Below are 14,227 nucleotides of genomic sequence, written 5' to 3' on the forward strand. Positions count from 1 at the left end.
GATGGTTGTCGTCCCGAACGTTTGTCGGAGTTCTCCCCATGATCGGCCAGATCCTAGCTACCATGCTGCCGGTATTCCTGATTGCAGGTTGCGGTGCCCTGTATGGCCGCTACCGCACACCAGACATTCAAGGCCTGAACGTTCTCAACATGGAACTGTTCGTGCCCATGCTGGTGTTTGCCGTACTGGCCGACCAGCAGGCGCCCCTGCAGGACTATGGCTGGCTGGCCCTGGCGGCAACAGTGGTGGTGCTCGGTTCTGGCATCATTCTGTACCCGGTGGCCCGCGTTCTGAACCTGAACCTGAAAACCTTCCTGCCGCCGATGATGTTCAATAATTCCGGCAACATGGGCATTCCGTTGCTGGTACTGGCGTTCGGTGAGGCGGCACTGCCGGCGGCGATCGTACTGTTCATCGTCGAGATGCTGCTACACTTTTCCGTTGGCCTGTACATGCTGGACCCGCACACCTCCATCATCCGGCGATTGCGGCTGCCGATCGTGTTCGCCAGCATCGCCGGGCTAACGGTTAACTTCAGCGGTGTTGCCCTGCCTGGCTGGCTGCTGGAAACCCTGAACATGCTGGGTGGCGTGTGTATCCCCTTGATGCTGTTTGCCCTGGGGGTGCGGATGCTGGATGTGGATTTCCGGGACTGGAAACTGGGGCTGATTGGCGCCATTGCCTGCCCGGTCAGCGGGTTGCTGCTGGCCTGGCCGATGATTGCCCTGCTCGACCTGCCGGGCCTTCAGGTAGCCTGCCTGTGGGTGTTTGCGGCGCTCCCGCCTGCGGTGCTCAACTACATGGTGGCGGAGCAGTATCAGCAGGAACCCCACGCGGTGGCATCGTTGGTATTATTGAGCAACCTGGGCAGTCTGGTGGTCATGCCCATTGTCCTGGGCCTGGTGTTCGCCGCTGGCTACGTCTGACCAGCTCACCACTTCACATGGATGAATAAAGCGGATGTCTGAAACGGTTGCGGTGGTGCGCGCTGCCCGCCCGAACTTCCTGTTGCTTGCGCCACTGTGTGTGGGACTGGGCCTGGCCGTTGCCTGGCAACAGGGCCAGCCTCCGGCGCTGATCGACACCCTGCTGGTGTTTGTGGGTGCCGTGCTGGCCCATGCGGCGGTTAACCTGCTCAATGAATATGAGGATTTCCGGTCCGGACTGGACCTGATCACCCGGCGCACCCCTTTCTCCGGCGGCAGCGGCGCGCTACCCGAAGTACCTTCCGCAGCGCGGCGGGTATTGTGGGCCGGGCTCGGCACCCTGGGGTTGGTGGTCGCCATCGGCGTGTACTTTTTGTGGCTTCGGGGTTTGCCCATGTTCGTTCTGGGTGCCGGTGGGGTGGTACTGGTGCTGACCTATACCCGCTGGATCACCCGGTCGCCGCTGTTATGCCTGCTGGCACCGGGCATTGGCTTTGGCCCGGTGATGGTGTTGGGCACCCTGGTGGCCCTGGGTGCCCGGCTGGACGCCGCCGCCCTTATCTGCGCAGCCGTCGCCCTGCTTCTGGTCTGCGAGCTGCTGTTGATCAACCAGATACCCGACGCGGATGCCGACCGGCAGGTTGGCCGCCGGCACCTGGTGATCACCCTTGGGCCGGAAACCGCCAGTACGGTAGTGGCAGGCCTGCTTGCCGGCAGTTATCTGCTGATCGGAGCCGGCATTCTGGCCGGGATTCTGCCGACCACCGCACTGATCGCCCTGCTGCCGTTGCCACTGGCCCTGTGGATCAGCGTGCGCCTGCCCCATGTCCTGGACAGAGCAGGCGAACTTAACCGGTTGCTTGGTGCCAATGTGGTCACCCTGCTGTCGACCCTGGCATTGCTGATGGCCGGGCTCAGCCTCTGAACCGGAACACGCTGACCCGTGAGCGCAACTGACCCGCCAGCACGGCCAGATCCCGGCTGGCACCGGCCACCTGATCCGATCCGGCCGAGGTTTCAATGGTGGCATCGTGAATTCTCGCGATGTTGCGGTTCACTTCCTCCGCCACTGAACTCTGTTCTTCTGCAGCGCTGGCAATCTGGGCATTCATGTCGTTGATGGAAGCCACCTCTTCCCGGATGCGCCCAAGCGCGGTTTCTGCCTCGGCGGTCTTCTCAACCGTCACCCGAGCCAGATCCCGGCTTCGTTCCATTTCACCGGAGGCCTCACCAGCACCGGCCTGCAACCGGCCAATCATGTCCTGAATCTCCCGGGTGGAATCCTGGGTACGGGATGCCAGGGAACGCACTTCATCAGCCACCACCGCAAAGCCCCGGCCATGTTCGCCAGCGCGGGCGGCTTCTATCGCCGCATTCAGCGCCAGCAGGTTGGTTTGCTCGGCGATGGCGTTGATCACTTCGATGATCTTCTCGATATTACCGCTGTCTTCAGACACCCGGCTTACAGAAGCCGCCGCGTCCTCCAGCTTGTTCGCCAACTCGGTGATCGAGCTGGCCGTCTCCTTGACCACCTGATTTCCGGTTTCCACTTCCTGGTCAGCCTTGCGGGTTGCTGTCGCGGCGTTAGCGGCAAAGCCCGCCACCTCGTTCACCGTGGCCGCCATCTGGTTCACCGCGGTGGCCATCTGCTCGGCCTCAGTGGCCTGCATACGGATCTGTTTGCTGTTGTTATCTGAAGTATCTTCCAGCTCGCCAGACGCGTTGGACAACTCCTCGGCCGCAGACCGCACTTCACGGATGATGCCCGTTAGCCGGTCAATGGTATCCGCCAGAGCGCCCATCACGCTGTCCGGGTAACGGGTTTCCAGATTTTGCTCCAACTGGCCATCCGCCAGCTGCCGGATAGCCGCCGCCACTTCCTCGGGCTCCGCGCCGAGAATGCGCTTGAGCTTGCGGATGATCACCGTCGCCACCAGTACACTGACCAGCACAGCAAAACCGGTGATGGAGAGAATCATGATGTTGAAGCCACTGGCGGCGTCGCGCACTTCTTCCAGGTCAGCGGCAACGGTGTCTTCCTGATAATCAATAAACGCGTTAACCCGCGCCAGCCACTCGCTGTAAGCCGGTGAAACCTGATCCAGCAACAGGCGCCGGGCCTGCTCGGTATTGCCTGCGGTTCGAAGAGTCACCACCTCATCGGTCAGGGCGAGGGTTCGCTGCTCGGTGGCTTCGATGTCCCGCAGCAAACGGCGCTCCTGATCCGTGGCCCCCTGGCGCTGGAACATCTGGGACATGGCTTCGGCGTTCTTCCGGTACATAGCCGCGAGGTCATCAATGGTGCGCAGATGCTCACGCAAGGAAGCATCGCGGTTCACCAGCACCACATCCCGAATGGCGATGGCCCGGTCGTGCACGCTGCCCCGGAAATTAATGGCGAAGCGTTGTTTGAGTGAGGCGCCCTCATTAACCGAGGTCAGGGTCCGGTCAATGAATCCCACCTGGTGATTACCTACAACGCTGACCAGCACCATCAGCGCTACCATCAAACCAAATCCCAACGCCAGGCGTTTTGCTACCGTGAGCTGGCCAGTCATATAAGCACTCCACATATTGGTTAAGTGGAGAGAATTACGATTAAAAAAAGGAATGGATTTATTGCTTTTGCAAGATTTTGTAAATTCTTTAACGGTCTGCCACTCAGCCCCCTATTGAACCGTCCGTTTTCCTTGCAACTGCCTGGACTTTGGCCGATGGTTAGAGGCAAATCTGCCTGATCTGGTAATGATATGGAGGTCTGTCCATGAGTGTTCTGCTTCTGGTTATCAGTGCCCTGGTGCTGATCTATTTCAGCATCGGCGGCAAAACCGCTGCGATCGTGATGTCTGTCGCCACCCTCGTCGGCGTTGCCAACGACGGCTGGCACCTTCTCAGTTTTGTCATCGGCGGCCTGCTGTTAGCGTTGGCGTTACTGATCACCCTACCCGGCGACCTGCGCCTGGACAAATTCAGCCGGCCCTTGCTGGGCTGGGTCCGCAGCCGCCTGCCCAAGCTCTCGCCAACCGAGCAGGAAGCCCTGAACTCCGGTTCCGTAGACTGGGATGGCGAACTGTTTTCCGGCAAACCGGAATGGAACAAGCTGCTGGACGCCGCTCCGGCGCATCTGACCAGCGAGGAGCAAGCGTTTCTCGACGGCCCGGTGGAAGAACTGTGCAAGATGCTGGATGACTGGCAGATCACCCACGAACACTACGACCTGCCGGACAAGGTATGGAAGTTCATCCGTGACAAGGGCTTCTTCGGGCTGGTGATTCCCAAGGAAGACGGGGGCCTGGGTTTCTCCAACACTGCCCACTCCGAAATCGTGATGAAAATCTCCACCCGCAGCGTATCGGCAGCGGTGACCGTCATGGTGCCCAATTCCCTGGGCCCGGGTGAGCTGCTGATGCACTACGGCACCGACGACCAGAAACACCACTACCTGCCGCGCCTGGCCAAGGGCAAGGAAATCCCCTGTTTTGCCCTGACCTCACCGGTGGCCGGCTCCGACGCGGGTGCCATTCCGGACAAAGGCATCGTCTGCAAGGGCGAATGGAACGGCAAGGAAGTGCTGGGCCTGAAGGTCACCTGGAACAAGCGCTATATCACTCTCGCCCCGGTAGCGACCCTGATTGGCCTGGCCATCAAGGTCTATGACCCTGAACACCTGATCGGCGATCAGGACGACATCGGCGTGACCTGTGTGATGGTGCCCCGGGAGACCGACGGCGTGAACGCTGGCACTCGCCACCTGCCCATGAACACCGTATTCATGAATGGCCCCACCTGGGGTACCGAAGTGTTCATCCCCATGGACCAGGTGATCGGTGGCCAGGACATGCTCGGCAAAGGGTGGAAAATGCTGCTGGAATGCCTGTCCATCGGCCGCTCCATCTCCCTGCCGGCTCTCGGCACCGGCGCCGGCAAGTTTGCAAGCCTTGCCACTGGCGCCTACGCCTACACCCGGGAACAGTTCGGCCGCACCATCAGCCAGTTCGAAGGCGTTCAGGAAGCCCTGGAGCCCATCGCCGGCTACACCTACATGATGGATGCCGCCCGCCTGCTCACCGCCGGCATGCTGGACCGGGGCGTTCGCCCATCCGTGCCCTCGGCGGTACTGAAATACCGCAACACCGACCTGATGCGGGAAGTCATTAACCACGCCATGGATGTAGTGGCCGGCCGGGGCGTGATCACCGGCCCCCGTAACTTCCTGGCCCGGGCCTACCAGGCAGTGCCCATCGGCATTACCGTGGAAGGCGCCAACATCCTGACCCGCAGCCTGATGATCTTCGGCCAGGGCGCCATTCGCTGCCATCCGTTTATCGTGGAAGAAATCGAAGCCGCCGGCATGGAAGACCAGGACAAGGCCGCAAAACAATTCGATGGCATCTTCTACCGCCACCTGGCCCACACCACCCGCAATGCCCTGCGGGCGTTCGTACTGGGCCTGAGCAAGGGCTGGTTGGAAACCGCGCCACGCCAGGGCGACATCCAGAAATACTACCGCCAGCTGGGCCGATTCTCCGCTGCCTTCGCATTAATGACCGACGTCACCCTGCTGACCGTCGGCGGCGGCCTGAAAGCCCGCCAGCGCTTGTCTGGCCGCATGGCCGACTGCCTGGTCCAGCTGTATTACGCCACCGCGGTGATCAAGCAATGGCATGAAGAGGGCTACCCGGACGACCAGCGAGACCTGGTGGAATGGTGCCTGCAAACCTGCCTGCACGACCTGCAGGATTCCATGCGCGATGCCATCATCAACTTCCCGGTCCCGGCCCTGCGCTGGCCGCTGCGTTTGCTGGTGTTTCCGCTCGGCGCCACCGGCCTGAACGGCCCGGACGACAAGCTGGGCGCGAAAGTGGCCGCGACCATCGTGAACGACACCCCGGTGCGCCAACGCATCAGCCGCGGCACCTTTATCAACATGGATCCCGACGACCCGCTGGGCCGCGTACTGAACGCCTATAACCTGGCCAACGAAACCGCCGAGATGCGCCAGCGCCTGCACGAAGCCATCCGCAGTCGTGACGAAGACGAACTGGACGGCATTGCCCTGCTGATGGGCCATCAACGTAAAGAGCTGGTGGACTGGGCCTGCGCCCAGGGCATCATCAAGGCGGACGAATGCCCGAAAATGGAAGAAGCGCTGACAGCCCTGTATGACGTCATCCGGGTGGATGCCTTCGACGCCGATGGCCTGAAAGCCCTGGCCAAAGGTGCCAAGGGCAAGCGCAAGGTTGTAGAGCGGCCTGGCTCAGGTTCCTAGCCTTTTAGTTCGGTGGAGGTCAGTCCTTGGCAGGAGGCCTCCCAAAAATGTGCGGAGCCATGGATGGCGGAGCAGAAGCGCCCATGGATGGCTCGAGCGTTTTCCGGACAGGCACCCCCGCCCTGCTCAAAACACCAGAACCCGCAGGCTGCTAGAAGGTTACTCCCCACGAAGCCCACCCCGAATAGCCTCATCCACCAGCCAGCGGCGCAGCGTCTGAATCCCACGCTCCCGCCGGCGACTGGTCTTCCAGGCAAAGTAGAACTTGTCACCTGTCACCACCGAATGGGCGGGCAACCGAACAAAATCCGCCGAATCCTTGCGGGTACTGAGCATGTAGTCATTGGTCAACGCAATGCCCTGATGAAAGCGCGCCGCCTCCAGCGACAACAGCATATGGCTGGAATGCAGCAGCCGACTGGACGCAGGCAGCTTCATACCGGCCTCCTGATACCAGGCCTCCCAGTCGCCGCCCTGCCTGTCATAGATACTGTGAGTCGACAGCAACGGAAACCGGGCCATCTCTGCCGGCGCTATCGGCTGCTCATCCTGCCGCCCTGGCTCCGCATCCCGCCCTAACTCCCGCCGTATACGCTGCCAATAATCCTGACTGCACACCGGGAACAACCGCTCCTCATAAAGCAGATCGTAACTGTAGGCCCGCGAATCCCGGTGAATGGTAATAAAACAATCCGCCACCCTATCCGACAACACCGGATTCTCACTGCTCATCTCCAAAGCCAGATCAATCTGCGGATGCAAACGCTGCAAATCCGGCAACCTCGGCGCCAGCCAGCGCACCGCAAACGAACTGAACACCGACAACCTCAGCCGCGACTCCTCATGCCCCAACAATTGCTCACTGGCCCGTTCAATCTGCAACAGTGCCGAACCAATCGCATCCAGATACTGCCGCCCCTCATCCGTCAACGTCACCTTCCGGCCCGAACGCCAGAACAGCCGCTCACCCAAATAGGTTTCCAGCTGTTTGATCTGGTGACTGACTGCACTTTGCGTGATCGACAGTTCCTCGGCAGCCGCCGAAAAGCTGTTAAGCCGTGCAGCAGCTTCGAATACGGGAAGAGCTTTCAGTGGAGGTAGTTTCATCGGTTTAGTATCTAATTTTCTAATGGATGGCTAATAATCATCATTTTATCGGATATTAGCATTTCATTAGACTCTCCAACGAGATTCGGGGATCAGGTCGGGCTGCCCCTCCGAAAATGCTTGTAGCCATGGATGGCGGAAAGCAAGCGTACAGGGATGTACTTGCAGCGGTTTTCGGAGGGGCAGCCCGACCTGATCCTTCCACCAAACCACGAAGGCCAGGATAAAGAGGAGAGAACCAACGTGTCAGGCAAAACCGTCAACAGCGCCATTCTGCTGCTGGTCATCGGCAACGCCATGGCCATCCTCTCCGATGTATTTATCAAAATGCTGGAACCCGGCGCCCCCGTCTTCCAGTTCGCCTTCCTGCGCTGCCTCCTGACCCTGGCCTTCCTGATTCCCCTGGCCCGCAAACTCGACCGCCAGAACCTCTTCGGCGGCCTGAGAATCCACGCCATACGCGCCCACATCCACCTGGTCGGCATCGTCTGCATGGTGATCGCCCTCACCAACTTGCCGCTGGCCACCGCCAACGCCCTGTTCTACGCTGCCCCGATACTGGTGATGGTGCTCTCCGCCTTTTTCTTCCGGGAACAACTCACCCCCCTGAGCGTCACCGCCGTCTTCAGTGGCTTTGCCGGCATCATCGTCATCCTGCGCCCGGTGGAATTCAACTGGGCAGTGATTGCGGCCCTGGGCTCTGCCTTCGCCCTGGCCATCAACGCTGTAATGGTGCGCCAATTGCCCAAAGAGCAGACCACCGTCCACAAGCTGTTCCTGAACTACCTGTTGATTGTGCCGGCTGCCGCTGCCCTGGCGCTCTGGGAAGGCGCGGCCTGGAACCCGCAGATCCTGATCAGCGCCGCCGGCTCAGCCCTGTTCATCCTCGGCTACAACATCACCGTGTTGCTGGCCTACCGGCAGGTGGATGCCAACCAGGTCACCAGCGCCGAATACACCGGGCTGATCTGGGCCGTCGCCATTGGCTGGATCTGGTTTGGTGAAGTGCCGGACCTGTGGTTCCTGGCCGGCAGTCTGATGATTGTGGTGCCGCTGGTGCTGATTGGCTTGCGGCACCGGCGCCGCACCCCGGCGCGGGGGTTTAACCCCGCAGCCCGGGAAGAGCGCCCGGAAAGGCTGGTTGCCGAACCTACCGGCGGGTCTGGTCAATAAGAATCTGGGTATCACGAATGATCCGGGCTGCCCGATACTCCGGTGGTATCCGGTCGTTGTACCCCAGGGATGACCGGTAACCACTGCGATGGTTGTGGTACTTCGGTTTGTACCGGTAATGGGAATGCTTTTTGCCATAGTCCCGGCGGTCGTACCGATGCTTGTGGCGATTATCCCGATAGCGGTTGTCGCGGTGGCGATCATGGTAAGACCGGCGATGCTCGGCACGCAGCATTTTCTTCTGATGGCCCGGTGGCAGCGCCTTGCCCCGGTCCAGCTGCTTCTGGATACCCGGCGGATGGCCGTGGCCACGGTAGCCGTCTGCCTGGGCCATACCGGCAAAGCCCAGGGCGACAATCAGGGTACTGCTGATCAGTAATCGTTTCATCATGACTCTCCCGTCCCTATCGACTGGAACCATGCTAAACGGAAACATTCCGTGAAGCCTTGCCACCAGATTAATGATCAGAAGGGAGATGTCAGCGCCCAAGGGCCGGTTTTGCACAAGCTTTACATGGGTTGACGTTTAACTGTCCGAAGCCTCGACAGGCCCGGAACGGGTGAGGTGAGATTCAATCGAAAAGGTATGGCGGCAGTCATCCCCCAACGCCCGCAGGGACTCCGCCAGCCTGAGCAGATATTCGGAATTGGGCCCACTGGGGCCAACCGCTGCGGCAATCTGGGCAGCAATATCGGCTTCCGGAGCCTCGCCCAGAAACGCTTCGTTGTCTTCCGTGGCGATATACACCAAGCCCTCGGCATGGCTGCCATCGTCAAAGGTCATGGTGGTGCTGAAGCGCAGGTAACCGTTTTTCTCCCGCACATCCAGATACTCAAAGACATTCGGCGATACCCGGAACGCCATGCCCCGGCAGACCGCTCCGGGTTGCTCGATCAGCGTGACCACCCGGCCAGGAGCCTCAGGCGTGCCACGATGGTCGTGGGAACCCTGCCAGAACCGGCGAGCCCAACCGCGAATGGAGGCCGGCCGCTGTTCCAGGAACGGGAAATCCACCTTGTAAATCAAAGACCCGTAACCGAACAACCAGACCGAGTCGATGCCGTCAAAGTTGTAGCGGGTACGATTGTGATCAATGGTGTTGGCGGGCATAACAAACCTGCAGACGATACGAAGGCCTGATTCTGTCAGGCGCCTTGAGTGCTTGCAATAAAGCCGGCGATACCGGTCAGCACGATTTCCGCCGCCATGGCAGAGAGAATCAGGCCACTGATTTTCGACATGATGTTCAGGCCGGTTTTACCCAGCACTTTTTCCAGGTAGCCGGACAACCGCAACAACACCGCCAGAATCAGCAAGCCGGAGACCAGACCCAGCAAACCGCCAGCCACTTCGTGAACAGATTTCAGCTCGGCACCGTAGACCATGATGGCACCGATGGTCGCCGGGCCGATCATCACCGGAATGGCCAGGGGCACCACGGCGATATCGTCGCGGTCTTCTTCCGGCAGGCCCGTGGCATGGTTACGGGTGCCGCTGGTCACCAGGCTGATAGCCGTGAGGAACAGCAGGCTGCCGGCGCCAATGCGGAAAGAGTTCAAGGTAATACCGATGGCGCTGAACAACAGCGGCCCGGCAAAGAACAGCACCACACCCAAAATGAACGCCGAAACACAAGCCCGGCGAATGATCGACGCCTTCTCCGCCGCCGGCAGGCCGCGGGTCAGCGCCAGGAACATGGTGACCACAAAGAACGGTGCCAGCAGGAACAGAAAACGGATGGTACTGCTGAGGTAAGTGGCGAAAAACGATTCAAACATTCAAGCAAATCCGGCCAGGGGTTAAAGCCGGTAAGCATAGCGCCTGTGGGCAGATTCTGCCGTAAGGAAGAGAACCTATTGGCCGGCGGAACGGATCAACGCTTCTTGATGGAGGGCTTGCGCGGCTTGCCGGGTTTGCCTTTCGGGCCGGTCGTGCGCCCACCGGCCTTCGGGCCACGGCCAGGCTTGCCTGCAGGCGGTTTGCCGGTGCCTTTACCGGCTCCCTTTCCTCCTCGGCCGGGGGAAGGTTTACCTGAAGGCTTTGCGCCGGCCCTGGCCGGTTTACCACCGGCACCCGGGCGGGCACCTTTGGCCCCGGCGGGTTTCTTGCGGGGCTTGCTGGCCGCCGGCTGCGTTGCTTCCGAAGACGAATCCCGGATGGCATCAAACAGTACCGCCAGTTCCTTCTCCGTCAGATCCCGCCAGGCACCCACCGGCAAACCTTGCAGGCTGACGTTCATAATCCGAACCCGCTCCAGCTTCGTCACCTCATAGCCAAAGTATTCCGCCATGCGGCGGATCTGGCGGTTCAGGCCCTGCACCAATACGATCCGGAAGACAAACCGGGAGACTTTCTCCACCTTGCAGCGCTTGGTCATCGTCCCCAGAATCGGCACGCCGTTGCTCATGCCTTCCACAAACTCCCGGGTCACAGGCTTGTCGACGGTCACCAGGTATTCTTTCTCGTGGTTATTGCCGGCCCGCAGGATCTTGTTCACCAGATCACCATTGCTGGTGAGGAAAATCAGCCCCTGGGAATCCTTATCGAGGCGGCCAATGGGGAAAATGCGCTCGCTGTGGCCGACAAAGCGCTGGATATTGTCTTTTTCCGCGCTGTCGGTGGTGCTGACAATGCCCACCGGTTTGTTCAGGGCAATGAAGACCAGATCTTCCTCGTCCCGGGGCTCCACCACCTGGCCGTTCACTTTCACCACATCGCCCGGCAACACCTGATCACCCACCTGGGCCCGTCGCCCGTTGATGTGCACGTTGCCCTGCTCGATGTACCGGTCAGCATCCCGGCGCGAACACATGCCGCTCTCGCTGATGTATTTGTTCAGTCGGGTGGAGGTTCGGTTGGCCATGACATCCTGCCGGTTTCAAATGATGGGTAAATGCGCGGGCAGCACACAACCCGCGCATCATCCCATTGCATCACCCTGACGGCAACTGCCGGTCAGCGCCTGCGGAACGGATAGAACAGCTGCCCCAGGTAGGAACCCGGCAGTTTCTGGGTGGTACCATACTCCGCCGGCCAGTGCGCCTTCGGGAAATGGTACGTGCCAAACAGCCGGTCAAAGAGCACCGTGTGTGCCGAGTAATTGGTATCGATGGCCGGCTTCTCCGAACTGTGGTGCCAGTGGTGAAACTGCGGCGTTACCAACAGGTACTTAATCGGCCCCCAGGGCACGTTAAGATTGCTGTGGATAATGATGGCCTGCAGCGCGGCGAACGTCACGTAGATATCCAGTGCTTCCTTGCTGGCACCAAGCAGATACAGAGCCAGCATAACCAATCCACGTTCAATGAAGATCTGAACCACATGGGCACGGGAGCCTGCCAGCCAGTCCATGGTTTCCACCGAATGATGGACCGCATGAAAAGGCCACAGCCGACGGACTTCATGGAAGACCCGGTGTTCCCAATACAGCACGAAATCGGCAACCAGAATCAGCAGTACGACCTGCAGCCATAACGGCGTGCTCTGAATCGCCGCCTGCAGGCTGTCGCTGGCCACCCATTCAAAGTGCGTTACCAGGAAGTTGCCAAACAGCAGAACCGCTGAGATCAGCAGGTGATTCAAGCAGAAGTAAAAGAAATCCAGCCCCCATTCATCCCGCAAGATGACCTGCTCCCGATACTTCGGAAAGAGCTTCTCCAGGCTGGTGAAGACAATAGTGGAACCCAGAAAGGCCAGAATCAGCCAGTCTACACCGAGCGACAGCGGTTTCGGCTCCACCGGCCCAACAGGAACATTGTAACCCCCCAGGGCAAACGCGATCAGCGTCATGGCAATGCCCGCAGCGCCAAGCCGTTTGCGCCGATCAAGCACAAAGGTGGTTATGCCAAAAAACAGGGAGAACCACATGCCGTACTTTAAGACATCCTGAAGCGCCTCGGCATCATACGCAGCACGAAGATCAGTGGTGGTCAGGTAGGAGGGGAACAGGTAGGCGAGCACCGCCGCCAGGCTCAAGCCGCCGAGAAATATCGAAAAATATCCGGGGATTCGTCCGTTCCGAAAGCGAAGCTCTTTTTCCGGACGAGGTACCACCAGCCGCTCGCGGTATTGGTAATCTGTATCGTGTTCCGTGTTCATGCGTTCCCTGCAAATATAGATCCGTCCCGGTTTTCCCTTTGCGATATTTGTGTTGCGGAAAAAACTATCGCTTGAATCCAGGTAATCCTTGATCTGCTCTCCAATTCTTTACAATTTCAGTAATCCGTTCAGGAGTGGCATCAGCCTCATCGTCAGGGTAGTAGATCAGGTCTGAGCCATCAGGGTGCTGTGTCAAACGGCAGAACAGTCTAACTAGTTGCGTGTGCTCATCCTCACTGGCTACATTGACAGAGCAAATGTCCTGAACGAGCTTTTTGAACTCGGCTTCGGTGTATTCTTCAATCCTATCTTTCATAGATTGCCCTTTGAATGAATTCGAATGTGGTTTCTTGGGGTAGTGATCGTCATGTTGTCGAGGTCATAGACTGCCCCGCCATTTTGAATTTCTTCTAGGTGGTGTATCTCATACTTCTCACGCCCGCCAGCCTGATCTCTGAATCTAGGGAAAGGAGCATAACCTTGTTTTATTAGCTCTTGGTTTGAGCCTTTAAATTGGGAGAGCAACGTATGGTCTCCGGAAACTTCTAGCCAAAATGCCTCTCGAAACCGATCAAAACTCGCGAACTCACGCCCCCTAAGCCGATCTGCAATCTGTGCAGGTATCGGCGCTCCAAGATCTCTTGAGGCATTCTCTAACCAGATTCCGGTAATTTCTTCTCCGCCTCCAGTGACCACCCCTCGTTCATCGCGAGCAGTCTTCCGGAAAACCAAATACAACGGCTCAATCCCGCTGTCCGCCGGAAAGCTCACGATCAGCTCAACCTGATCCTCAAAGGGCTGCTGGTAGCCGGGTGGCGAATGTTCCTGGCCATCCTCCTGGATGGGTGTCACCAGAATGCTGTAGGGATCAATACCGGAATCCGCCGGGTATTCGGTGCTCACTACCGGGCGGTGGCCGCTGTCATCCGGGTACCACACGAGGGTGAAGTCGTCATCAACCACCACTTCAAAATTCTCGCCCTTGAGCTCTGCGTGAGCAACCGGAACCCGGTCTTTGTATCCGGTGCTGTCGTTGACGTGATAGCCGGCCACCCGGAGGTTTCCGGTGGCATCCACGTGCAGATGAAAACGCACCCGAATGGCCGCCTCAGCCATCTCAAGCAGTTCTTCCTCGGTGTACAGGGTGCTGTCGCCCAATTTGGATGGCCAGAGTGCCAACAGCACTGCACTGCCGGCGGTGCTGAGTACTCCGGCACCAATGCGCGCGGCCATGGCCCAGCCTTTTGCCAGTCTCATTGCCGAACCAGAGATCAGGCCCAGCGGCCGCAAGCCGTTTGCCCCAGGGCTGGTGACCGTGGCGGGGGCAAGCATCGCAAGGGTGCCGAAATTGCTGGCCTTTTCCTCGCCCTCATTACTGTCGGTATCCCCGGAGGGCCGGGTGCAAGACTTGGCGAATACCTTGGGCCCCAGGGGCGGAAGCCCAAAGTTTTCCGAGATCACCACCGGCGGGGGTAGAGGCTCAGGTGGTGGCTCAATCACCGGGGGTTCCGGCGTGTAGTCGAGCTTGGGCGGTGGTGGCAGGCTATCGGAATGAGCGTAGGCGGTGCCTCTGGAAGGAAACGCTTGCCGGTCACCGAAGCGTTTTTCGAAGGCCGTGACGGCATTCTCTGCAATGGCTGCAGAGGTGCTTTC

The 14,227-nt window shown here is 59.4% G+C and carries 13 protein-coding genes; 4 read left to right on the forward strand and 9 right to left on the reverse strand.

The window, feature by feature from the left end:
* The first annotated feature begins 38 nt into the window (after positions 1 to 38).
* Both C7H10_RS19025 and C7H10_RS19030 read left to right on the forward strand, forming a co-directional pair.
* Positions 39 to 926 carry an AEC family transporter gene (locus tag C7H10_RS19025; protein ID WP_106696107.1) on the forward strand — a complete coding sequence of 296 codons (888 nt, stop codon included), beginning with the start codon at positions 39 to 41 and terminating at the stop codon, positions 924 to 926.
* 34 nt (positions 927 to 960) lie between these two features.
* Complete coding sequence (locus C7H10_RS19030; RefSeq protein WP_106696108.1) at positions 961 to 1,851, forward strand: prenyltransferase; 891 nt, start codon at positions 961 to 963, stop codon at positions 1,849 to 1,851.
* Here the strand turns inward: C7H10_RS19030 and C7H10_RS19035 are convergent.
* Positions 1,841 to 3,484: a methyl-accepting chemotaxis protein gene (locus C7H10_RS19035; protein WP_106696109.1), complete on the reverse strand. Its 1,644-nt coding sequence runs from the start codon at positions 3,482 to 3,484 to the stop codon at positions 1,841 to 1,843. The genes C7H10_RS19030 and C7H10_RS19035 overlap by 11 nt on opposite strands.
* 206 nt (positions 3,485 to 3,690) lie before the next feature.
* On the opposite strand from C7H10_RS19035, the gene C7H10_RS19040 reads away from it, so the two are divergent.
* The gene (locus C7H10_RS19040) at positions 3,691 to 6,195 is read left to right on the forward strand and encodes an acyl-CoA dehydrogenase (RefSeq protein WP_106696110.1); all 2,505 of its coding nucleotides are present in this window, start codon (positions 3,691 to 3,693) and stop codon (positions 6,193 to 6,195) included.
* A 159-nt stretch (positions 6,196 to 6,354) separates the two neighbouring features.
* Here C7H10_RS19040 and C7H10_RS19045 read toward each other — a convergent pair whose 3' ends face one another.
* Positions 6,355 to 7,302: a LysR family transcriptional regulator gene (locus C7H10_RS19045; RefSeq protein WP_106696111.1), complete on the reverse strand. Its 948-nt coding sequence runs from the start codon at positions 7,300 to 7,302 to the stop codon at positions 6,355 to 6,357.
* Between the two features lie 243 nt (positions 7,303 to 7,545).
* Here C7H10_RS19045 and C7H10_RS19050 point away from each other — a divergent pair, with 243 nt between their 5' ends.
* On the forward strand, positions 7,546 to 8,475 hold the full coding sequence (locus C7H10_RS19050; RefSeq protein ID WP_106696125.1) for a DMT family transporter: 930 nt from the start codon (positions 7,546 to 7,548) through the stop codon (positions 8,473 to 8,475).
* Here the strand turns inward: C7H10_RS19050 and C7H10_RS19055 are convergent.
* The 7 genes from C7H10_RS19055 to C7H10_RS19085 form a co-directional block, all read right to left on the reverse strand.
* On the reverse strand, positions 8,453 to 8,866 hold the full coding sequence (locus C7H10_RS19055) for a hypothetical protein (RefSeq protein ID WP_146136838.1): 414 nt from the start codon (positions 8,864 to 8,866) through the stop codon (positions 8,453 to 8,455). The genes C7H10_RS19050 and C7H10_RS19055 overlap by 23 nt on opposite strands.
* A gap of 135 nt (positions 8,867 to 9,001) precedes the next feature.
* Entirely contained in the window at positions 9,002 to 9,586 is a 585-nt protein-coding gene (locus C7H10_RS19060; protein WP_058090829.1) for a gamma-glutamylcyclotransferase, read from the reverse strand.
* Positions 9,587 to 9,621: 35 nt separating this feature from the next.
* Positions 9,622 to 10,254, reverse strand: a complete 633-nt coding sequence (locus tag C7H10_RS19065) for a MarC family protein (RefSeq protein WP_106696112.1) — start codon at positions 10,252 to 10,254, stop codon at positions 9,622 to 9,624.
* 95 nt (positions 10,255 to 10,349) lie between these two features.
* Positions 10,350 to 11,339 carry a 23S rRNA pseudouridine(2604) synthase RluF gene (rluF, locus tag C7H10_RS19070; protein ID WP_106696113.1) on the reverse strand — a complete coding sequence of 330 codons (990 nt, stop codon included), beginning with the start codon at positions 11,337 to 11,339 and terminating at the stop codon, positions 10,350 to 10,352.
* A gap of 92 nt (positions 11,340 to 11,431) precedes the next feature.
* Positions 11,432 to 12,574, reverse strand: a complete 1,143-nt coding sequence (locus tag C7H10_RS19075; RefSeq protein ID WP_106696114.1) for a sterol desaturase family protein — start codon at positions 12,572 to 12,574, stop codon at positions 11,432 to 11,434.
* A 64-nt stretch (positions 12,575 to 12,638) separates the two neighbouring features.
* Entirely contained in the window at positions 12,639 to 12,890 is a 252-nt protein-coding gene (locus C7H10_RS19080) for a bacteriocin immunity protein (protein WP_058090833.1), read from the reverse strand.
* Positions 12,887 to 14,227: S-type pyocin domain-containing protein (locus C7H10_RS19085; RefSeq protein WP_106696115.1), on the reverse strand; the 1,341-nt coding region annotated here is incomplete at its 5' end. The genes C7H10_RS19085 and C7H10_RS19080, both read right to left, overlap by 4 nt.

Source organism: Marinobacter shengliensis (assembly GCF_003007715.1).
GTDB lineage: Bacteria > Pseudomonadota > Gammaproteobacteria > Pseudomonadales > Oleiphilaceae > Marinobacter > Marinobacter shengliensis.

What these genes read in the sequence shown, in the direction of transcription:
- C7H10_RS19025 (WP_106696107.1), top strand. Translation starts at nt 39, where the DNA reads ATGATCGGCCAGATCCTAGCTACCATGCTGCCGGTATTCCTGATTGCA.
- C7H10_RS19030 (WP_106696108.1), top strand. Translation starts at nt 961, where the DNA reads ATGTCTGAAACGGTTGCGGTGGTGCGCGCTGCCCGCCCGAACTTCCTG.
- C7H10_RS19035 (WP_106696109.1), bottom strand. Translation starts at nt 3,484, where the DNA reads ATGACTGGCCAGCTCACGGTAGCAAAACGCCTGGCGTTGGGATTTGGT.
- C7H10_RS19040 (WP_106696110.1), top strand. Translation starts at nt 3,691, where the DNA reads ATGAGTGTTCTGCTTCTGGTTATCAGTGCCCTGGTGCTGATCTATTTC.
- C7H10_RS19045 (WP_106696111.1), bottom strand. Translation starts at nt 7,302, where the DNA reads ATGAAACTACCTCCACTGAAAGCTCTTCCCGTATTCGAAGCTGCTGCA.
- C7H10_RS19055 (WP_146136838.1), bottom strand. Translation starts at nt 8,866, where the DNA reads ATGATGAAACGATTACTGATCAGCAGTACCCTGATTGTCGCCCTGGGC.
- C7H10_RS19060 (WP_058090829.1), bottom strand. Translation starts at nt 9,586, where the DNA reads ATGCCCGCCAACACCATTGATCACAATCGTACCCGCTACAACTTTGAC.
- C7H10_RS19065 (WP_106696112.1), bottom strand. Translation starts at nt 10,254, where the DNA reads ATGTTTGAATCGTTTTTCGCCACTTACCTCAGCAGTACCATCCGTTTT.
- rluF (WP_106696113.1), bottom strand. Translation starts at nt 11,339, where the DNA reads ATGGCCAACCGAACCTCCACCCGACTGAACAAATACATCAGCGAGAGC.
- C7H10_RS19075 (WP_106696114.1), bottom strand. Translation starts at nt 12,574, where the DNA reads ATGAACACGGAACACGATACAGATTACCAATACCGCGAGCGGCTGGTG.
- C7H10_RS19080 (WP_058090833.1), bottom strand. Translation starts at nt 12,890, where the DNA reads ATGAAAGATAGGATTGAAGAATACACCGAAGCCGAGTTCAAAAAGCTC.